Origin of the sequence: Sungkyunkwania multivorans, assembly GCF_042675645.1 — a bacterium.
Lineage (GTDB): Bacteria > Bacteroidota > Bacteroidia > Flavobacteriales > Flavobacteriaceae > Sungkyunkwania > Sungkyunkwania multivorans.
In genome coordinates this window covers 134,138-153,506 of record NZ_JBHTJH010000010.1, presented here as the reverse complement: position 1 = coordinate 153,506, position 19,369 = coordinate 134,138, and the positions used below count along the sequence as shown (strand labels likewise).

Sequence of the window (19,369 nt, the reverse complement as noted above, 5' to 3'; positions counted from 1 at the left end):
TCTTCTTTATTTTTTAGTTGTCAGATGGAATTCGACATTGAACATTATGTAGGATATTGACTTCATTGTTATGCTCATTTCATAATTATTTAGATGCGGTATAGATTGTGGCAACCCCAAAAGTTTGGGGCCTATTCTCAACATTAATAAACCCAATTTTTTGTAAAATATTGTTGAAACGTTCGCCATAAGGAAATGTTGCGGCAGATTCCGACAAATAACCATAGGCATCACGGTCCTTTGAGAACAATTTGCCGATAGCTGGTAGAATGAATTTGGTATAGAAAGCATACCCCTGTTTATAAGGGGTTTTAGTGGGGACCGAGGTTTCCAATACGATAAAGATACCTCCTGGATTAAGCACCCTATATATTTCTGACAATCCTTTTTCGAGCGTCTCAAAATTCCTGACGCCAAAGGCTACGGTGATTGCGTCAAAGCTATCGTCATCGAAAGGAAGTGCCTCACTATCGCCGATGATCATATCTACAAGGTCCGTAAGACCCTTTTCTTCTACCTTTTTTTTGCCAACTTTCAGCATTCCAGGAGAGATGTCGAGACCAACGATTTTCTCTGCTCCTGTTTTTGCTAGATTTATTGCTAAGTCGCCTGTGCCTGTAGCGATGTCCAATATCGTTTTTGGCCGGGTACGTTCTACAAGTTTCACCACTTTTTTTCGCCACTTAATGTCAATGCCAAAAGAAATAACTCTGTTAAGGCCGTCGTATTTGTCCGAAATAGTGTCGAACATCTTCTGCACCTGTTCTTTCTTGCCTAGCTCTGAATCCTTGTAGGGTGTAACTTGTTTGGGCATTATTTTTTCTTTTTTCGACAAACCTTTTTTGTATGGATGACGCTGCAAACTTACATAAGAAAGATGATTAATTGGCATGGGGAGTCGACGAAATAGAAATTTGGAAGCCTATTTTCGTGTGAAGCGCAATTTTGGCATGTATTAGCACTTCTTTCTGAAGATTCCTGAAAAATAAGATCTTTATATAGGACTTTGGTTTTTGCTGTATATTTGCACTGCGGTTTCTTAAACCATTTTATATGAAGATCATCATTGCGGGCGCCGGGGAGGTAGGCTTTCATCTTGCGAAACTTCTCTCTTTTGAGTCGCAAGATATTACCCTGATAGATACGGATAAGGAAAGCCTTGCCTATGCTGACACTCATTTGGACATTCGCGTATTAAAAGGAGATGCAACTTCAATTGCGGTGCTCAAAGATGCACGTGTCTCAACCAGTGAGCTCGTGATCGCAGTTACGGCCTCAGAAACGACGAACATTACCGTTTGCGCCTTGGCAAAACAATTAGGCGCACAACGTACCATAGCTAGAATTTCCAATACAGAATTCATTGATGCAAGTGTTGAGGTGGATTTCAGTGGATTTGGAATCGACGAGTTGATCTCGCCAGAAAAGTTGGCCGCGGAAGAAATCCAGCAATTACTGGATCGCTCGGCATTTAGCGACACCTACGAGTTCGAAGGAGGTGCCTTGACCATGGTGGGAACCACACTTTCTCGCACGGCTCCATTTGTTGGGAAGTCTGTAAAAGAAGCGGCGGCCATCTTTCCAGGGTTGCATTTTGTTCCGATAGCGATTCAGCGATTTGCCACTCAGTATACGTTGATTCCAAGAGGTGACACCTTGTTTAAAGAAGGTGATCAGGCCTATTTTATCACGTCGAGAGAAGGTGTTGAGGAATTATATAAACTTACAGGGAAGGAGAAAGAGGAGATTAAGAATGTCATGATCCTTGGCGGAAGTAAGATAGGATTTAAGGCTGCACGAGACCTTTGCTCCAACAAATTCAACGTGAAACTTATAGAAAAGGATAAGACCAAGGCCTTTGACCTTGCCGATGATCTGCCCAATGCCTTGGTGATCAATGGGGATGGTCGAAATGTAGAATTGCTCGAAGAGGAGGATATTGGAGAGATGGATGCCTTTATTTCTGTTACTGGCAATTCAGAGACCAACATTATGTCTTGCTTGGTTGCAAAATCAAAAAATGTGAAGAAGGCGATCGCCTTGGTCGAGAATATGGATTATTTTCAATTGTCACACTCCATAGGAATCGATACGTTGATCAACAAGAAATTATTGGCGGCCAATAATATCTTCAGATATATAAGAAAAGGAGAGGTAGTAGACCTTACGAAGCTGAACAATATGAATGCGGAAATACTTGAATTTATTGTAAAGCCGAATTCTAAAGTTACCGATAAGATCATAAGAGACCTCGAATTTCCCCGTTCGGCCATCATCGGTGGTGTTATCCGCAACGATGAGGGTTTGATAGCGCTCGGCGACTTCGAGATCCGAGAAGGGGATAGGGTTTTGGTGTGTTGTTTGCCCAGATCGATAAAGAAGGTAGAAAAGCTATTCTTATAAGCAGTTGCTATTGCCATGAAAAAGTTAAATCACAAAATTATTTTTCACTTCATGGGGCTGCTTTTGTTATGCAATGGCGGTTTTATGTTGTTGGCGGCACTCGTTAGCGGACTATATGAAGATAATGTCACCGTTGAGATCTCGCTGGCGGGCTTCGTTACGCTTTTAGTGGGAGGGCTGTTGATGTTTACCACCAAGGACCATCAAAAGGAAATCAAAAAACGAGAAGGATACGTCATCGTCACCTTCGGTTGGTTGTTTATGTCCCTTTCGGGAACACTACCATATATTTTTTCTGGGGCAATGGGCACCTTTACAGATGCCTTTTTCGAAACGATGTCCGGGTACACTACGACAGGGGCAACCATATTGACAGATATCGAAAGCTTACCAAAAGGAATATTATTTTGGCGAAGTATGACCCATTGGATAGGTGGGATGGGAATCATTGTGCTTGCCATCGCAATTCTTCCATTATTGGGTATCGGAGGAATGCAACTTTTTGCTGCCGAGGCACCAGGACCAAGTGCCGATAAATTACACCCGAGGATCACAGATACTGCTAAAAGACTTTGGTTGATATATTTTGGCTATACCATGGCCGAGACGGTCTTGCTAAAGCTAGCTGGGATGAGTTTCTTCGATGCCATAAACCATGCGCTCTGCACCTTATCTACAGGCGGTTTTTCTACTAAGAATGCCAGTATTGCACACTGGAACGGTCAGCCGTTGATACAATATATTATCATTGTATTCATGTTTCTGGCTGGAAGTAACTTTGTACTGAGCTATTTTGCTTTCAAGGGAAGGTTCCAAAAGATACTTCAAGATGAAGAGTTCAAATTCTATGCTCTAGGGATCCTTACTTTTACGGTCGTTGCCACGCTCATCATTTTCTTTCAGGCAGATATATCAAAATCTAGTGTGAACCATCCTATGGTACTGGGTGAAGCAGAGAGTTCTTTCAGACATGCGCTTTTTCAAGTGATAGCGGTAGTCACGACCACGGGTTTTGTCACTGCAGACTTTACCATGTGGACTCCTTTTCTCACTGTGATGTTCTTTGGACTGATGTTTATGGGCGGATCGGCTGGCAGTACCGCTGGCGGAGTAAAAGTGGTAAGGCACCTGATGATGATAAAGAACGGGCTGTTAGAATTTAAGAGAACGCTTCATCCAAGCGCAATAATTCCTGTTAGGTATAATAATAAAACGGTCACAGAGCATATCGTTTATAACATTTTGGGATTCTTTATCCTGTACATGCTTGCCTTCATTATCGGAGCCTTAGTCCTTGGTGCTTTAGGGTTGGACTTTGAGTCTGCAGTAGGAACCGCCGCGTCTTCACTTGGGAATGTCGGTCCTGCGTTGGGGGATCTTGGGCCAGTAGATAATTATAGCATATTGCCTACCAAAGCAAAATGGTGGTGTACATTCCTAATGTTGTTAGGGAGGTTAGAATTATTCACTGTACTTATTTTGCTCACCCCTTTCTTCTGGAAAAAAATGTAAGAAATAACTTGCAATTTTCACTATTTGAAGTGAGACAAAAAATACCTATTTAAGCGATTGACTGGCTTGCTTTTTTATAGGACTTTTAAGCCATATAAATTATCTATTTGTATGGCCATGTTCAAATATTCTAGAGCAGCAGAAATTCTATGGCTGTTGTTTGTTTTTTTATTGACCACCATCATCGTAGTTTGGCTAGGACTTAGTTTCGATAAAAAGGCGGGTTCGCAGTTATTCGGATTATCGATACCGGTGTGCGTCTTTGTCTTCTTTTCGTTAAATACCTTCGTGTTCTTTGGAGTAAAAGAGTTCTTTAGAAAATATACGCAGCGTTTGCCTAATGTCATCATCATCGTCAGCGGTATCTTGGTAGTATGTTCGCTGGTCTATCTCAACATGATCTAGTCCGATATCACGGTCAAACTAAAAGAGCATCATTTGGATCCAAATAATGCTCTTTCGTTATAAAGTATGAATCAGTATTTTATTGTAAGGCGCTCTTTATTCGTTCGATTGCCTCTTGCAGCTCCGCTACCGAAGCAGCATACGATATACGAATACAATTGGGTTGGCCAAATGCATCGCCTGTAACCGTTGCAACATGGGCCTCTTCCAATAGATACATCGCAAAGTCTGAAGCATTCTCAATGGTAGTGTTTCCAAGGGTCCTTCCGAAATAACTGGAGACATCTGGAAAGATATAAAAGGCGCCATCTGGTACATTCAAAGTGAGGCCCTCTATTTCGCTCAGTAAATTCAGTACCATATCCCTACGTTCCTTGAATTCGTCCACCATATATTTGATCTTGCTTACCGGAGCGTCAAGAGCTGCGATCGTTGCACGCTGCGCGATACAATTGGCGCCGCTGGTGATCTGTCCTTGCATTTTGGTACAAGCCTTCGCGATCCAAGCGGGAGCACCGATATAGCCAATTCGCCATCCTGTCATTGCAAATGCCTTGGCCACTCCATTCACCGTGATGGTCCGGTCATACATTTCTTCGATGGCAGCAAAACTAAAAGGTGTTTTGCCGTAATTGATATGTTCATATATTTCATCCGAAAGGATAAAGATGTCCGGATATTTTTCAAGCACTTTTGCCAATGCCCGATACTCTTCTTCAGAATAAATGGTGCCGCTAGGATTGTTGGGCGAATTAAAGAAGATCATCTTGGTCTTTGGGGTGATGGCCGCTTCGAGTTGTTGAGGAGTGATCTTAAAATCACTCTTGATATCTGAAGGAATTTCTTTGTAAGTCGCTTCACATAATATAGCGATGGCCGAATAGCTTACCCAGTAAGGTGCTGGAAGCAATACTTCATCTCCTGGATTCAGCAATACCTGCGCGACATTTGCAATGGATTGTTTGGCCCCCGTAGACACAACTACCTGATCGGGCCGGTATGTTAATCCGTTATCTCTTTTGAATTTCCTGCAGATAGCCTCTTTCAGGTCTGCATAACCATCAACTGGTGTGTACGAATTATAATTGTCATTGATGGCCTGTATTGCGGCCTCCTTGACAAAATCGGGCGTGTTAAAGTCGGGCTCGCCTAGGCTTAATCCAATGATGTCTTTTCCCTCTCCTCTTAATTCTCTGGCTTTTGCGGCCATTGCCAACGTTTGCGAAACCGGCAAACTGTTGATACGGTCCGATAGTGGGTTCATTTGTTAATTTAGTTGCTTGATTGTTGTTTGGTTAATTAGAAAGCTGGTTTGGCTCCCATTGACTTGAGATATCTAAAATGCGAGGCAATTGCCATTCTTGTGCTTTTGTATTCGTTATAAGGTAGTTGAAATTCCTTTGCTGTCTCCTTAACTATTTGAGCGATCTTCGGATAATGAATATGGCTGATATTTGGAAACATATGATGCTCTATCTGAAAATTGAGACCGCCAGTGAACCAATTTACAATTCGGTTCTTTGTCGAGAAATTCACTGTTGTGAAAAGCTGATGAATGGCCCAAGTATTTTTCATACTGCCATCTTTTTCAGGCAAAGGCATCTCGGTATCCTCTACAACGTGTGCCAATTGGAAGACAATGCTAAGGATAAGCCCTGCGGTATAATGCATTACGAAGAAACCGATAAGCACTTTCCACCAAGCAATGTCTGATATAAGGATGGGTAGCAATATCCAAATGCTTGCGTAAATAAGCTTGGTGATTATCAAAAGACTCCACTGGCCAGCAGGATTTGGGAATTTCCCATATGAAAGCTTTTGCTTCATATAACGCTTCATCTGTATAAAATCGGTGGTGATCGCCCAATTGATGGTTAGTAGCCCATACAGGAATACCGAATAGTAATGCTGAAAACGATGGAAACGATGCCATTTGGCATGTTTTGAGAACCTCATGATCCGCCCCGCTTCTAGATCTTCATCATGGCCGTGTATATTCGTATAGGTATGATGCAACACATTGTGCTGTACTTTCCAATTGTAAACATTGCCAGCAAGAATATAGATGCTGCTGCCCATAAGCGTATTCACCCATTTCTTGGAGGAGTAAGAGCCATGATTACCATCATGCATTACATTCATCCCCACACCTGCCATGCCCACTCCGATGACCACAGTTAATAGTAACTGTACCCAATGGTTCATGTCCAGTGTTAAAATTAGGAAATACGGCGTGAGAAAAATGGAGAACATGACAATGGTCTTTAAATGGAGTTTCCAATTTCCAGTTCTCTTGATCTTATTTTCGTTAAAATATTCATTGACCCGCTTGTTCAATGTTTTAAAAAAGCGCTTTGAGTCGGTTCGGGAGAACCTTAATTGTGGGGTATTCATAGTTTCCTTTTCATTAATGAACGACAGGTTGCGTTAATTTTGTACACCTACCGTGCTTTTTTTCAAAAATAACCAAAAATAAGTTGTGGCTACCCATCAAGGAGATGAAAAAAATCTTAATCAAAAGCCTATTTTTGTTAAAAATTTGGCAAGAGATGGAGATCATCGAAAAATACTTCCCGGAAATAACCGAAAAACAGCGACAACAATTTGGGATGTTACAAGCGCTTTATGAGGATTGGAATGCAAAGATCAACGTAATTTCAAGGAAGGATCTAGATGAATTATATCTCAGGCATGTGTTACACTCATTGGGGATAGCCAAGGTGCTCACCTTTAAACCAGGTGCAGCTATTTTGGACGTCGGAACAGGAGGCGGATTCCCAGGAATTCCCTTGGCGATTCTTTTTCCGGAGACAACATTTTATCTCGTCGATTCTATCGGGAAAAAGATCAAGGTGGTCAAAGCGATCTCCGAAGCCATTGGCTTGGATAATGTGGAAGCGCATCAACTTAGGGCCGAGAATGTGCAAGGTGCGTTCGACTTTGTGATAAGCAGGGCCGTGACCAAGATGCCCGATTTTGTAAAATGGATAAAGGGAAAAGTACATAATGATCAAAAACACTCCTTGGCGAACGGTGTTCTCTATCTCAAAGGAGGAGACCTCTCAGAGGAACTTAGCACCTATGAAAAGGCAACTCTCTATCCGTTGTCGCATCACTTCGAAGAGGCCTTTTTTGAAACCAAAAAAGTGGTTCATCTTCCAATTAAAAAAAGGGCTGGTAAAAATACTTGAACCTATCAGAGTCGTAACAAACTTTGATGGGTGTTCTTGCATTTAAGACAATATAGTCTTACCGAATGACTAAATTTTTGAAATAGGTGTGTCCTGGCTGTAGATTTCTTCTGACCAATGGACTCTTCAATAGCTCTCATCTTTGCTTTCACCCGTTCTTTTTTCGTTCTCAAGTAAGGGAATTCGAGGTCTGCAATGTCTTTTTTCTGTAGTGTTCTCATAATTTGAGGGGGTCTTTAATAACGCTAATGTAACAATTAATTAACAATAAAGCAATTATCACGTAACATTAATTTAACATTGGAATTATTCACATATTTAAAAACCGCTATCATACACCTTGATAGCGGCCTCCATATATATTCTTGTAGATGTTTGGGAGAGGGATGTGATCGAATTATTTCACCACAATTTTCTTCATCGTACTACCTGCTTCGGTGGTCAATTTCAGTAAATAAATTCCAGATGCGGTATTTAATGGTATGATATTTCTAACTGCTGGATCATCTATGGTGTTTTTTTGAATCTCTTTTCCCATAACGTCATAGATATTAACAGACAATTGTTCGAAGGTCTTGCCGGATAAAATCACCAATTGCTCTTTGATAGGGTTATTTTCAACAATTAAGAGATCGTCCAAAATAAAGGTTTCATTACTTAATAAGGAAGGTGCGATTTCCGATAGGGCAAAATTCGCATGATCTTCAGTGACCAATACATGTTCCTCGTTTGTAGGAGGCATATACCAGGCATCAAATATGGTCTCGTTTGCCGTATCTCCATTATTTGGGTTGGGTGTTGCATACCAATCTGGTTGATTGGTAAGTGCCATTCCGCTTGTGGTTGGTATAAAAGAAAAGAAGTCTGTTTGAAGTGCATCGAAAAATGCGGTGATCAATGGGTCGGTACCTCCAAAACTGTCGGCAAGCGCGGTCATATTGAACAACCCTCCAGGAGCGGCATCCACACCATCGGTAGCGGCCGGTGATTCTGAATCGGCATCAGCTCTTAGGTCACAGAAGCACAAGAAAGGCGCATCTATAAACAAGTCGCTGACCTCTAGCGTCTGGCTAGCGCTAGGAGTAAATCTTGCGATAAGAGTGGCGTCGGTAGAAGGACCAACATCCTCGATCGTTGTATTTAACACCTCTCTACCCGGAACTATGTCAACGCCCATCTTGTCTTGAAACGCAGCACTTAGACCACTACCATTGATCATTGATATATTCCTTGTATTCTCTGGAAAACCAGAAGTAGTGAGCGCATTGACAGCATTGAAAAAGGTGATGAAATACGGATGCGGTTCGGGCAGTAACTTGGCAGGGTCGAAATCTACATCACTCCCAGCCAGTAAATGAGCTTCCAAATGATCGACCAACAATTGTCTGGAGGCGGGTGATTTTATAAGACTATCGATCAGCGGCTGCAAGATAACAATACTCTGATCACCCCCAAGTCCACCTAGGTCCAAACCGAAAGCCAGGTAATTGAACAGGTGTTGAAAACCGATAGGTAAATTAGAACCTAAATGCGGGGCGTCGAACGACAACCACAAACGGGAGTCATGGTCCATGGTCATATTCTCCATATAGTTCAACGCATAGCGAGAGATAAGTCCGCCCATACTAGGACCGATGATCACGTTTTCTTCGGTTCCTACTTTCTGTGCGTTGATCGTATTTAATAGTTCGATAAAGATCATCGCATTGCGCTCCATAAAGTCTGCGCCTCCATCTACCAGCACGCTGCCCGCAGGATAATCATTCTCGTCTATGATCATATCACCGTTGGTGTCAGTGACATTATCGATATTCAGCAAAGAATTATCGGCAAGTCTCAAATACTGAGGGAGATTAAGGATCACCAGATCAAAGCCCCCATTGTTCCTAGCTATATCGGCGAGATTTTGGGTGGCTCCGCCACTATCGGTATAACTAAATAGGTCATAGACGTCGGCAACGGTTCTCGTATCACCAGGATCATAGCCATCGATGACCAACACGGGTTTGTCCAAAACACCATCTGCTCCTAGAAAGATCTCATATTCTCCCAAGCCGGCGAAATTGACCGCTCCAGAATAAGCGGAAAGATCGGCTACCCCTGTGGATATGATATCCTGTGGCGCTCTGCCAAAAAGTTGCATCGTATCATGCCTAGAATGACTGATGTTGAGCGTTGCAGAACTACTAAATTCCTCTCCGTTCTCAAAAAGCAATTTGAAGGTCAATTCCTTTTTTCCCTTCGATACATAATGCACATCGATAGGAGTATCAAAACGAATATCTATAAAACCTTGACCATTATCGAAATCGGCTGAGATACTTGAAAGTTGCTTATCTGTTGTATTGACGAAAAAGGAGCTTTTAAAATAAAAACTAGTTTGTAGCCCTCGTTTGTTCACCGTTAAAGGAACGATGATCGTTTTTTGGTGTTTCTCAAAAATCGGTTCTTCGCTCGTTCTTATCGCATTTCCAGCTTCATCAATAATGACACGATTCTCTGAGAAAGCTTCATTGCTTATAGTTTCGAAGGCCGAATGAAGCCCGGCGATCATCACTGTTTCGTTGTTGGTGTTTAACCTTGACGCTGACACTATAGCTTCCAATTGTTCAAATCTATTTTGCGAATCGGCGATCGAAAGTTCTTTATAAGATTGTTGAAAGCTGAACATTCCATAGTGATCATGGTCCGCCTTCAGTACAGAAAATGGAGCCACATTCTTCAATAAAATAGTCGTTTCTAGGTCAGACTTATCTAATTGATCATAACTGACTTGTGCAGTGGTAGTGACAGAAAAAATTCCGATCAGGAAAAATAGGAGGTAATGTTGTTTCATGATGGATTGATATAGGTTGGTTTATACTCAAATATACAGTTTTAAGGTTGTTTCTATGCATAGCTTATCGGTCAATGGCAATTTTTGGAGACAAAATGCAAAAAAAAAGGCTGCCGATTCGGTAGCCTTTTTATAAAATTTATAAGGGCGCTAACCCAAAAAAGGATATCTATAGTCAGATGGAGATACAAAGGTTTCTTTTATCAATCGCGGGGACACCCAACGTAACAGATTTTGTGCAGAACCAGCCTTGTCGTTGGTTCCTGAAGCTCTGGCGCCTCCAAATGGTTGTTGACCCACCACGGCTCCTGTAGGCTTATCATTGATGTAAAAGTTGCCGGCGGCATTTTCTAAAGCCTTTGTAGCTTCGTCAATGGCATATCGGTCGGTGGAAATAACAGCACCCGTCAAGGCATATTCCGAGGTTTCATCGACCAATTTCAAGGTTTCGGACCATTTGGCATCTTCATATATATATACAGTGACCACAGGACCAAATAGCTCGGTTTCCATGGTCTCATATTGAGGATTGGTCGTCAAGATCACGGTCGGTTCGATAAAGTAGCCCTTAGATTTATCGTACCCTCCTCCTGCAAAGATCTCTGCGTCCTTGTCCGCCTTGGCCTTGTCGATGTAACTGGCTAGTTTATCAAAAGATCCTTCGTGAATCACCGCAGTGATAAAGTTGCTCATATCGGCAGGGGATCCAGGCTTGTTGAAGGATTTGATATCTTCTTTCACAAAACTCAAAATATCGTTGGCCAATGATTTTGGTAAGTATACCCGAGATGCAGCACTACATTTCTGGCCTTGAAATTCAAAGGCTCCTCTTGTTATGGCGGTGGCCACTTGTTTTGTATTGGCGCTTGGATGGGCAATGATAAAATCTTTACCTCCAGTTTCACCAACGATACGAGGATAGGTTTTATAACGATGGATATTTTCACCGATCTTCTTCCAAATTCCCTTAAAGACGTCGGTAGAGCCTGTGAAGTGAATCCCAGCAAAATCTGGACTTGCAAGTACAGTATCGGTGATCATCACCGGGTCGCCATAGATCATATTGATAACACCGTCTGGTAGCCCAGCTTCTTTAAATACATCCATGATGACTTTAGCTGAAAAAACTTGACTGTCACTTGGCTTCCAAACAACTACATTTCCCATCATGGCTGCACTCGCTGGTAAATTTCCGGCGATGGCTGTGAAGTTAAATGGGGTGATGGCATAGACGAATCCCTCCAACGGACGATACTCCACACGATTCCATATCCCTTCGGCAGAATCGGGTTGCTCGTTGTAGATCTGTGACATATATTCCACATTGAAACGTAAAAAATCGATCAATTCACAAGCTGCATCAATTTCGGCTTGGTGGATGGTCTTTGATTGAGCGATCATGGTGGCAGCATTGATCTTTGCACGGTATGGGCCTGCAAGCAATTCTGCCGCTCTCAAAAATATAGCTGCGCGCTGTTCCCATGTCAATTCGGCCCATTTTTTTCTGGCATCTAAGGCAGTCGAGATCGCTTTTTCGGCATGACTTTTATCGCCAATATGGTAGTGTCCAACTTTGTGTTGGTGATCATGCGGTGGTGACATGCTACGGGTATTTCCTGTACGAATCTCTTCCCCATTGATGTACATTGGCACGTCCTCGTTGCCATTAAAGTAGTGCTCGTATTGTTTTAGAACTTCTTCTCTTTCAGTGGACCCCGGGGCATACGACTTTACAACTTCGTTTACCGCAATTGGGACTTGAAAAAACCCTTTTCCCATGATGATGATTTTATTAGAATTTTAGTGATTTGTTTAAAGAGCCTCAAAGGTAATGATTTTGAAAGGCTTTTTTTTAAGGATTTCATAAAAAGAGCAGTGGCATTTATGATTATTTTGTAAGTTGAAGCCTTATTTGCAGACTTACAACGCCATGTGTACAGTAACATTTATTCCAACCAAGAAGAACGACTTTATCTTAACCTCAAATAGAGATGAATCACCCATGCGCACCAGTCTGCCGCCCGACTTTTATAAGATCGAGGATGTGGAGGTGCTTTTCCCTAAGGATGAACTCTCTGGTGGAAGTTGGATAGGCATTACAGAATTAAATCGAATGGTCTGCTTGCTCAATGGTGCTAATAAAGATCACAAAAGAAAACTCCCTTACCGCATGAGCCGAGGAGAAGTGGTGAAGTCGGCGTTGACCTCAAACGATATTGAGCGTCATCTAGAAGATCTTGACCTTTCAGGGATCGAGCCTTTTACGTTGATCGTTCTAGATTGGAATAAAGAATTGACGCTATCAGAATTGGTTTGGGATGCGAATCATCGCCATCTGTCGCGATTACCTTTGTCGCCTCGAATATGGAGTTCTTCCACGCTCTATACGGATGAAATGAAGGTTATGCGGAAGCAGTGGTTCGAAGCGTTCAAATTTAAGAATATCCTCAGTGCAGAGAATATATGGCGCTTTCATCATGAGGCAGGGATAGGGGACAAGAATACGGATGTGGTTTTGGATAGAGGCTTTGTGAAGACGACGAGTATCACTCAAGTAGAGAAGAAAGATCGGGCTGTGCAGATGACATTTGAAGATGTTAGGACGAATGCTATCACATCAAAGACCTTTGAATTGGAGAACGTTTGAGATATACAGGCAAAATAATCATCTTGGCGTATCCAGATACCTATGTAAGGATCTCGGATGATTGGATATGTAAGATATTGCCTTATGTTGGTATTGGAACTAGACAGTATCTTAAAGCGGGTCATGCTGCGCTGGTCCTTATCGAAAATGCTACGGGTCTTGCCAAATATTATGACTTTGGTCGATATATCACCCCAAATGGGAAGGGCAGAGTCCGAAGTGCCGTGACCGATATAGAGCTTCAATTACCATTTTCCGCGACCATCGACAGGTCCCATCGGCTTTCCAACCTTGAGCAATTTTTACTTTGGCTGGAGGCCAATCCTAAAAAGACACATGGCGATGGCCGTTTGATAGCTTCCGTTTGCGAATTCATCGACCATGAAAAGGCAGAGAAGTTCATCTTGGAATTGCAAGGTCGTGGAAGTGTTCGATATTCTGCATTTAAGGACGGGAGCAATTGTTCACGTTTTGTGACCGACACGATTCTACAGGCTACAGACAATTCGAGAATTATATCGGCCTTGAAAAGAAATAAGCGCTTTACTCCCAGTACCGTCGGTAATGTTGAAAAGGCGGCCACGGGGCAGATATTTATGGTTCAAAATGGGCAAATAGAATATTACAATGGAAGTGCATTCAAAGAGAACATAACCAATTATTTTCATAGAAGACCAAACAGGCGGGTACAAATTAGACCGATATGGACAGCAGATAAAAGGCCCAAATTACATTTCCTATCGGGAATCGGAAGCAGCGCCTATTTTTCAGTAGAATTGCTTGAAGAAGACCATGGAATTTTTAGTATCAAGCGTTATGACGAGGAGAGGATACAGGATTTTGAAGGTTGTTTTAAGGTGGATGACAACTCATTTAATATTCATGCCTCTCATCAATTTGTGTATGATAGCAACTGTCAATATTGTCATATCGAGCAAAATAATAAAGTTTACCGATTTGATAAAATTGAAGAAAATACAAGCAAGATGGCTAGTTTAAAGCGAAGGGTGCGTTTAGCCTAAAGACCGGAATGTATACTTGAAAATTTCGGGTAGTGGTAAAATTTACCATGTCATAGTAACCGCACATGGCACCGATGGGTGATGTAAGCAAACAACCCGAATTGTAGGTGTGAGATTCTCCAGGTCTTAGGACGGGTTTTTTACCGATGACGCCTTCACCATCGACGACTTCCGTATTATTCAATGCGTCGAATACTTTCCAATGGCGCGCAGTTAGTTGCACCGAATCCTTGCTCTGGTTTTCAATGGTGATCTGGTAGCCAAAAGCATAATGGAGCTTATAGTTTTTGAAGAAAGTGCCTTCAAAACTGGTCTCTACAGAGATCTTTATGCCTTTTGTAACCTGTTGGATCATCTTCGGATGCGTGAGAAACTTTGGTTTATACTGCTTCGCAGCTGCCGTTATTGGTTGCAGCTAGTTCAAAAATACGAATTTAACCACAGCTACTGCACAAAATTCGACCAACTGCGCCTTAAGAGTGGAAAAAATCGTTTTACCACTCAAAAAGATCGTTAATTGGTTAGTGTCGAGGAGTTTCCACTGCCAATTCCAATGAGTGTATCATATAGTGCACCAAACTTTCTGAAATAAACCAGAACAAGATAGTTATTCTCTGTAGGTAAAAAATTTCCGCAGATCGCATTCTCGTCAATGGTACCCTTCTTGTCTACAACAACATATTTATAATTATAGAATCCTTGTTTTAATAGGAGTTTAGCGTGATAAAGTCCTGTTTCATCATCATATTCCATTCTCGTACTATCGTCAACAGCATAATTATTGAATTTCCCATAGATATGAACACTCTTGGAATTCGGGACTTTTGGGTAATCTAAGGAGAAATAGATAAACGCATAGTCAGCTTCGATAAACGGGTCTCTATTAAGAACCGTGATCAAAAAATCGCCATTGATATCTGGAAAATAGGTATATGGTTCATCTTTTCTGCTTTCGTTGGTGTACAGGTAGTTGTGATATATCGCGTCGATCTTCACGCTAGCTATGTTTACTGTAGCGCCTCTTATGTCCTTGTTCTCAAAATTGAAAAATTCGTTACCTGCCCAAAAACTTGAGGCCTTATCGTACCGATATGTCAATTGATTGCCTAAGACAAATTGAGGTTTCAGGTCCGTGATGGCCGAGTCCCAATGATAATTCTTGAGCACGGCGACCTTTACCTCTTGATTTGGATTTCGCAATTGAAGATCACCAGCATTGATTATGAATTGCACAGATTGCTTCTCGTTAAAGACACTTAGGTCTCTTGGTCTGGCAATAGATACACCTACAGTGGCTAAATCTTCATAAACGACAAATCGGCGGGAGAACATCAGCTCCTGTTGATTGTCAAAAACTTTTAATATATAGTTGCCGGAAAGCAAGATGCCAGTTTGGTTATTTGGTATTTGTAAACGAAAATTGGAGTACGGCTGTAGGGTGTTGAACGAATTTTGGTAGTTCAATATTCTTACATTGTCCACACCTCTTAGGTATTGTTGCTTCACAAGGTTGGATGGGGTCCAATCGTAATTGCAATGTGTAAGGGTGTAATAGTAATCTGGTTCGGTCGCAGTAAGGTCGTCAAAATTCAGCGTGACAGGCTCTCCAAGCTTGATAATTGGAAATTGATCTCCTTCTAGCGGACCTTTAAAAACAATGCTTTTAATATATTCAGGAGGATTTACCTCATGCTGAACTTGTGCAAATAAGATGAAGCTTACGAGGAAGAAAAACAGAAAATGTTGAACGTTTTTTCGCATTTCGGTTGATATAAGTGACAAACACTAAACAAAATGTATGCCTTTTTTATTGTGTGATCTCAAAACTATGGAAAATAAGGGTTCGAAACCTTATTTAGAATGATTATTAATAATTTTTCATCGTTGAAACACCTTTTACAAACGTACTTTAATTAGTAAATTTGCACGAATTTTTTGTTAATCAAAAGTCTATTATATATGTCAAGCGACATTAGAATTAAGAAAGGCTTAAATGTTAACTTGGTTGGTGAGGCAGAGAAAGTGACTTCAAAAGCTGTCCCAAGCAATGTATACGGCATCAAGCTTTCTAACTTTCACGGCGTCACTCCTAAGATGCTGGTCAAAGTGGGCGCAGAGGTAAAAGCTGGGGAACCACTCTTCTTTAACAAGGCTAACGAATCCATGAAATTTGTATCTCCCGTAAGTGGAGAGTTGGTGGAGATAGAACGAGGAGAGCGACGAAGAATCCTTACGCTGAAGATCTTAGCCGACAAAGAGCAAGAATATCTTGATCATGGTAGTTTTGATACTTCTAAGGCTGATGCGGATGAGGTCAAACAACATTTGCTAAAAGCAGGTCTCTGGCCTTTTATTAAACAACGTCCGTACGACGTGATCGCCGACCCTAATAAGTCACCCAAAGCGATATTCGTTTCTGGTTATGCGACTGCACCTTTGGCAGCGAACTATGAATACGTCTTGGGGGGAAAGGAAAAAGAGATGCAAGCGGCAATCGATGCATTGGTGAAACTCACCCAAGGTGGTATCCATGTGTCAATTCCTAAAAAGAAAGATTCTCCACTTGCAGCTTTAACGGGAGTCTCGTTGTATAGTGTTTCTGGGCCGCACCCGGCGGGCAATGTTGGAACACTCATCAACAAGATCGACCCGGTAAATAAGGGCGAGGTGGTATGGACATTGACACCACATGACTTAATCGTAATTGGCGAGCTGCTCCTTACAGGGAAATTCAACGCTGAGCGCACGGTCGCTCTGGCCGGGTCGTCTGTAAAATCTCCAAAATATTATTCTACCAAGATCGGAGCAGAGGTTTCTACCTTTTTGTACGATGCGGGAGTGAAAGAAAAGAATATTCGTGTGATCAGTGGCAATGTGCTAACAGGAGACAAAGTAAATCCTGATGGCTATTTAGGATATTATGATAATACAGTGACAGTGATCCCAGAAGGAAATGATTATGAATTCTTCGGTTGGAATAAACCTGTTTTTGATAAAATATCGACCTCTAGAGCCCTCACATTCTCGTGGCTGTTTCCCAATAAAAAATATGACCTCGACACCAACACTAATGGGGAACATCGAGGTTTCGTGGTCACAGGAAGTTACGAGGAAGTATTTCCCTTAGATATTTATCCATTACAGATCCTTAAAGCGTGCTTAGTGGAGGACTTGGACGAAATGGAACAGCTCGGGATGTATGAAGTGGCACCAGAAGATTTTGCGTTAACAGAGTTTATCTGTGTATCAAAGCAACCTCATCAGCAGATCATCAGAGACGGTTTGGACTTAATGTTAAAAGAAATAGGATAATCCATGGGCTTAAAAAGTAAACTACATAATCTAAAGGAAAAGTACAGCGGCAGCAAATGGGCGCCAGCGTTTAATGCTATTCATACGTTTTTGTACTTACCAAATGAAACAACGCATTCCGGTGCGCACGTCAGAGCGGCGGACGACCTGAAGCGAACTATGAATATCGTCATATTGGCGATGGTTCCCTGTTTGATCTTTGGGATGTTCAATGCTGGATATCAGCACTATTTGGCATTAGGCGAAATCGAAAAAGCCTCCAATGGCTTCTTCAGCTCGGTTTTTTGGAGCTTCGATAACTTGGTCATCGGCTTGTGGAAAGTATTGCCGCTGGTAGCGGTTTCCTATGGTGTCGGATTGGCCATCGAATTTATGTTCGCTGTCATCAAAAAGCACGAAGTAGAAGAGGGCTATTTGGTAACAGGGATGTTAGTGCCATTGATCGTTCCTATCGACATCCCATTGTGGATGCTAGCGGTAGCAGTTGCCTTTGGGGTTGTCATCGGAAAAGAGGTTTTTGGTGGAACTGGAATGAACATCTTGAATATTGCGTTGACCATCAGAGCCTTTTTATTCTTTGCTTATCCAACTTGGATGAGTGGAGACAAGGTATGGGTACACGGTGCAGTAGAACGCGATAGAATGATCGCTAACGGTGCCGAATTAGATGCCATATCAGGCGAAACCATCTTAGGCGCGTACGCTCAAAACAAAACTATAGACTTCGATTACATGGACATGTTCCTTGGGTTCATCCCGGGTTCGGTGGGGGAGACCTCTAAACTGCTGATCATTTTTGGTGCACTATTTTTGATATTCACCAAAGTTGGAAGTTGGAGGATCATCTTCAGTGTACTCGTCGGTGCCTTGACGATGGGACTTATATTCAACGGAGTTGTTGATGCAGGTTGGATAACCGAGAGCAGTAAGTTCTATGGCTTGATGGGCGTGCCTTTCTGGCAGCACCTCATAATAGGCAGTATCCTTTTCGGAGCCGTGTACATGGCTACCGATCCCGTAACCGCCTCGCAGACCAATAAGGGAAAATGGATCTATGGATTCTTGATTGGATTTATTTCCATATTGATCAGGGTTTTCAACCCGGCATATCCAGAAGGTGTCTTTTTGGCCATCTTGTTGATGAATGTGTTCGCGCCAACCATCGATCACTATGTGATACAAGCTAACGTCAAGAAAAGAATGAAGCGTTTAAAACTAAAAACGGCATAATCATGGCTTTGAATACAGATAAAAATTCATATACCGTAATATTCGCCATCGCAATGGTGGTTGTTGTGGGAGCCATTTTGGCTTCGATGGCTGGTGGGCTCAAACCCATGATCAAGGAAAATGAGCGTCTAGAAAAGCAACAGAATATCCTGTATGCTATGGGCGTCAATGATAATGGGGATGATAAAGGGGCGATCAACTTTGTTCCTACAGAAGAAGTTGCAGAAGTATTTGCAAAGTACATCACGAAGCAATTGGTAATTGTAAATGGGGAGGTCGTTCATGCGGTAGAAGGGGACGAGATCGTTAAGAACAGTGAAGAAGATGGCCTCAAAGGATTAAAGGACATTTACTTGATAGATATAAAGAAAGAGGCCGATAAGGCAAAAGACCCTTCCTATTCTAGAAAACTGCCGTTATTCGTTGGTGAAAAGGACGGTAAGACCTTGTACGTGGTACCGATGCGTGGTAAAGGACTCTGGGATGCCATTTGGGGGTATGCAGCTTTGGATAAGGACATGGTCGTTCAAGGAGTGTTTTTTGACCACAAGGGAGAAACACCGGGTCTTGGAGCAAACATCAAGGCACGTTTCTTTATGGATGACTTTAAAGGGGAGGCGCTTTATGCAGGCAATGCCTTTAATGGTATTACAGTAGCCAAAGGTAATGCTGATCCTTTGAATAAGATAAAAGATGACAATGAGGTAGATGCCTTAGCAGGTGCAACTATAACAGGAGATGGTGTAACTGCGATGATCAAAAAAGATCTTTCCATGTACCTATCTTACTTTGAAAACTTAAAATAAATTTA

17 protein-coding genes are annotated in these 19,369 nt (G+C 42.0%); 9 read left to right on the top strand and 8 right to left on the bottom strand.

What is annotated here, in order from left to right; translation table 11 throughout:
• Nucleotides 1-85: 85 nt before the first annotated feature.
• Complete coding sequence (gene ubiE, locus ACFQ1M_RS10855; protein ID WP_386408078.1) at nt 86-814, bottom strand: bifunctional demethylmenaquinone methyltransferase/2-methoxy-6-polyprenyl-1,4-benzoquinol methylase UbiE; 729 nt, start codon at nt 812-814, stop codon at nt 86-88.
• Nucleotides 815-1,053: 239 nt separating this feature from the next.
• Between ubiE and trkA the strand changes: the two genes are divergently transcribed.
• From trkA to ACFQ1M_RS10840, 3 genes are all read left to right on the top strand, one after another.
• Nucleotides 1,054-2,403, top strand: a complete 1,350-nt coding sequence (gene trkA, locus ACFQ1M_RS10850) for a Trk system potassium transporter TrkA (protein WP_386408076.1) — start codon at nt 1,054-1,056, stop codon at nt 2,401-2,403.
• A 15-nt stretch (nt 2,404-2,418) separates the two neighbouring features.
• Entirely contained in the window at nt 2,419-3,915 is a 1,497-nt protein-coding gene (locus tag ACFQ1M_RS10845) for a TrkH family potassium uptake protein (RefSeq protein WP_386408074.1), read from the top strand.
• A gap of 111 nt (nt 3,916-4,026) precedes the next feature.
• The gene (locus tag ACFQ1M_RS10840) at nt 4,027-4,320 is read left to right on the top strand and encodes a hypothetical protein (RefSeq protein WP_386408072.1); all 294 of its coding nucleotides are present in this window, start codon (nt 4,027-4,029) and stop codon (nt 4,318-4,320) included.
• 79 nt (nt 4,321-4,399) lie between these two features.
• Here the strand turns inward: ACFQ1M_RS10840 and ACFQ1M_RS10835 are convergent, their stop codons facing one another.
• Entirely contained in the window at nt 4,400-5,584 is a 1,185-nt protein-coding gene (locus tag ACFQ1M_RS10835) for a pyridoxal phosphate-dependent aminotransferase (protein ID WP_386408070.1), read from the bottom strand.
• Between the two features lie 35 nt (nt 5,585-5,619).
• Nucleotides 5,620-6,714: a fatty acid desaturase family protein gene (locus ACFQ1M_RS10830; protein WP_386408068.1), complete on the bottom strand. Its 1,095-nt coding sequence runs from the start codon at nt 6,712-6,714 to the stop codon at nt 5,620-5,622.
• 155 nt (nt 6,715-6,869) lie between these two features.
• Between ACFQ1M_RS10830 and rsmG the strand changes: the two genes are divergently transcribed.
• Entirely contained in the window at nt 6,870-7,511 is a 642-nt protein-coding gene (rsmG, locus tag ACFQ1M_RS10825) for a 16S rRNA (guanine(527)-N(7))-methyltransferase RsmG (RefSeq protein WP_386408327.1), read from the top strand.
• 5 nt (nt 7,512-7,516) lie between these two features.
• Here the strand turns inward: rsmG and ACFQ1M_RS10820 are convergent, their stop codons facing one another.
• From ACFQ1M_RS10820 to pruA, 3 genes are all read right to left on the bottom strand, one after another.
• Nucleotides 7,517-7,732 carry a hypothetical protein gene (locus ACFQ1M_RS10820; protein WP_386408066.1) on the bottom strand — a complete coding sequence of 72 codons (216 nt, stop codon included), beginning with the start codon at nt 7,730-7,732 and terminating at the stop codon, nt 7,517-7,519.
• Nucleotides 7,733-7,908: 176 nt separating this feature from the next.
• Entirely contained in the window at nt 7,909-10,347 is a 2,439-nt protein-coding gene (locus ACFQ1M_RS10815; RefSeq protein ID WP_386408064.1) for a T9SS type A sorting domain-containing protein, read from the bottom strand.
• A gap of 150 nt (nt 10,348-10,497) precedes the next feature.
• Nucleotides 10,498-12,126 carry an L-glutamate gamma-semialdehyde dehydrogenase gene (gene pruA, locus ACFQ1M_RS10810; protein WP_386408062.1) on the bottom strand — a complete coding sequence of 543 codons (1,629 nt, stop codon included), beginning with the start codon at nt 12,124-12,126 and terminating at the stop codon, nt 10,498-10,500.
• Between the two features lie 151 nt (nt 12,127-12,277).
• Here pruA and ACFQ1M_RS10805 point away from each other — a divergent pair, with 151 nt between their 5' ends.
• Entirely contained in the window at nt 12,278-12,994 is a 717-nt protein-coding gene (locus ACFQ1M_RS10805) for an NRDE family protein (protein WP_386408060.1), read from the top strand.
• A gap of 23 nt (nt 12,995-13,017) precedes the next feature.
• Nucleotides 13,018-14,016, top strand: coding sequence for a DUF6695 family protein (locus ACFQ1M_RS10800; protein WP_449343014.1), 999 nt, complete (start codon nt 13,018-13,020; stop codon nt 14,014-14,016).
• Here ACFQ1M_RS10800 and apaG read toward each other — a convergent pair.
• Together apaG and ACFQ1M_RS10790 are read right to left on the bottom strand one after the other, a co-directional pair.
• Complete coding sequence (gene apaG / locus ACFQ1M_RS10795; protein WP_386408056.1) at nt 13,985-14,371, bottom strand: Co2+/Mg2+ efflux protein ApaG; 387 nt, start codon at nt 14,369-14,371, stop codon at nt 13,985-13,987. The genes ACFQ1M_RS10800 and apaG overlap by 32 nt on opposite strands.
• Nucleotides 14,372-14,529: 158 nt before the next feature.
• Nucleotides 14,530-15,777, bottom strand: a complete 1,248-nt coding sequence (locus tag ACFQ1M_RS10790; protein WP_386408054.1) for a type IX secretion system plug protein — start codon at nt 15,775-15,777, stop codon at nt 14,530-14,532.
• 198 nt (nt 15,778-15,975) lie between these two features.
• Between ACFQ1M_RS10790 and ACFQ1M_RS10785 the strand changes: the two genes are divergently transcribed.
• The 3 genes from ACFQ1M_RS10785 to ACFQ1M_RS10775 are packed head-to-tail and all read left to right on the top strand — an operon-like array spanning nt 15,976 to nt 19,364.
• Nucleotides 15,976-17,328: a Na(+)-translocating NADH-quinone reductase subunit A gene (locus tag ACFQ1M_RS10785; protein WP_386408052.1), complete on the top strand. Its 1,353-nt coding sequence runs from the start codon at nt 15,976-15,978 to the stop codon at nt 17,326-17,328.
• A 3-nt stretch (nt 17,329-17,331) separates the two neighbouring features.
• The gene (locus ACFQ1M_RS10780; RefSeq protein WP_386408050.1) at nt 17,332-18,558 is read left to right on the top strand and encodes an NADH:ubiquinone reductase (Na(+)-transporting) subunit B; all 1,227 of its coding nucleotides are present in this window, start codon (nt 17,332-17,334) and stop codon (nt 18,556-18,558) included.
• 2 nt (nt 18,559-18,560) lie between these two features.
• Nucleotides 18,561-19,364: a Na(+)-translocating NADH-quinone reductase subunit C gene (locus tag ACFQ1M_RS10775; protein WP_386408048.1), complete on the top strand. Its 804-nt coding sequence runs from the start codon at nt 18,561-18,563 to the stop codon at nt 19,362-19,364.
• Nucleotides 19,365-19,369: the final 5 nt, after the last annotated feature.

Bases quoted from the DNA above. Each gene is read 5' to 3' on its own strand.
- ubiE (WP_386408078.1), bottom strand. From the start codon at position 814: ATGCCCAAACAAGTTACACCCTACAAGGATTCAGAGCTAGGCAAGAAA.
- trkA (WP_386408076.1), top strand. From the start codon at position 1,054: ATGAAGATCATCATTGCGGGCGCCGGGGAGGTAGGCTTTCATCTTGCG.
- ACFQ1M_RS10845 (WP_386408074.1), top strand. From the start codon at position 2,419: ATGAAAAAGTTAAATCACAAAATTATTTTTCACTTCATGGGGCTGCTT.
- ACFQ1M_RS10840 (WP_386408072.1), top strand. From the start codon at position 4,027: ATGGCCATGTTCAAATATTCTAGAGCAGCAGAAATTCTATGGCTGTTG.
- ACFQ1M_RS10835 (WP_386408070.1), bottom strand. From the start codon at position 5,584: ATGAACCCACTATCGGACCGTATCAACAGTTTGCCGGTTTCGCAAACG.
- ACFQ1M_RS10830 (WP_386408068.1), bottom strand. From the start codon at position 6,714: ATGAATACCCCACAATTAAGGTTCTCCCGAACCGACTCAAAGCGCTTT.
- rsmG (WP_386408327.1), top strand. From the start codon at position 6,870: ATGGAGATCATCGAAAAATACTTCCCGGAAATAACCGAAAAACAGCGA.
- ACFQ1M_RS10820 (WP_386408066.1), bottom strand. From the start codon at position 7,732: ATGAGAACACTACAGAAAAAAGACATTGCAGACCTCGAATTCCCTTAC.
- ACFQ1M_RS10815 (WP_386408064.1), bottom strand. From the start codon at position 10,347: ATGAAACAACATTACCTCCTATTTTTCCTGATCGGAATTTTTTCTGTC.
- pruA (WP_386408062.1), bottom strand. From the start codon at position 12,126: ATGGGAAAAGGGTTTTTTCAAGTCCCAATTGCGGTAAACGAAGTTGTA.
- ACFQ1M_RS10805 (WP_386408060.1), top strand. From the start codon at position 12,278: ATGTGTACAGTAACATTTATTCCAACCAAGAAGAACGACTTTATCTTA.
- apaG (WP_386408056.1), bottom strand. From the start codon at position 14,371: ATGATCCAACAGGTTACAAAAGGCATAAAGATCTCTGTAGAGACCAGT.
- ACFQ1M_RS10790 (WP_386408054.1), bottom strand. From the start codon at position 15,777: ATGCGAAAAAACGTTCAACATTTTCTGTTTTTCTTCCTCGTAAGCTTC.
- ACFQ1M_RS10785 (WP_386408052.1), top strand. From the start codon at position 15,976: ATGTCAAGCGACATTAGAATTAAGAAAGGCTTAAATGTTAACTTGGTT.
- ACFQ1M_RS10780 (WP_386408050.1), top strand. From the start codon at position 17,332: ATGGGCTTAAAAAGTAAACTACATAATCTAAAGGAAAAGTACAGCGGC.
- ACFQ1M_RS10775 (WP_386408048.1), top strand. From the start codon at position 18,561: ATGGCTTTGAATACAGATAAAAATTCATATACCGTAATATTCGCCATC.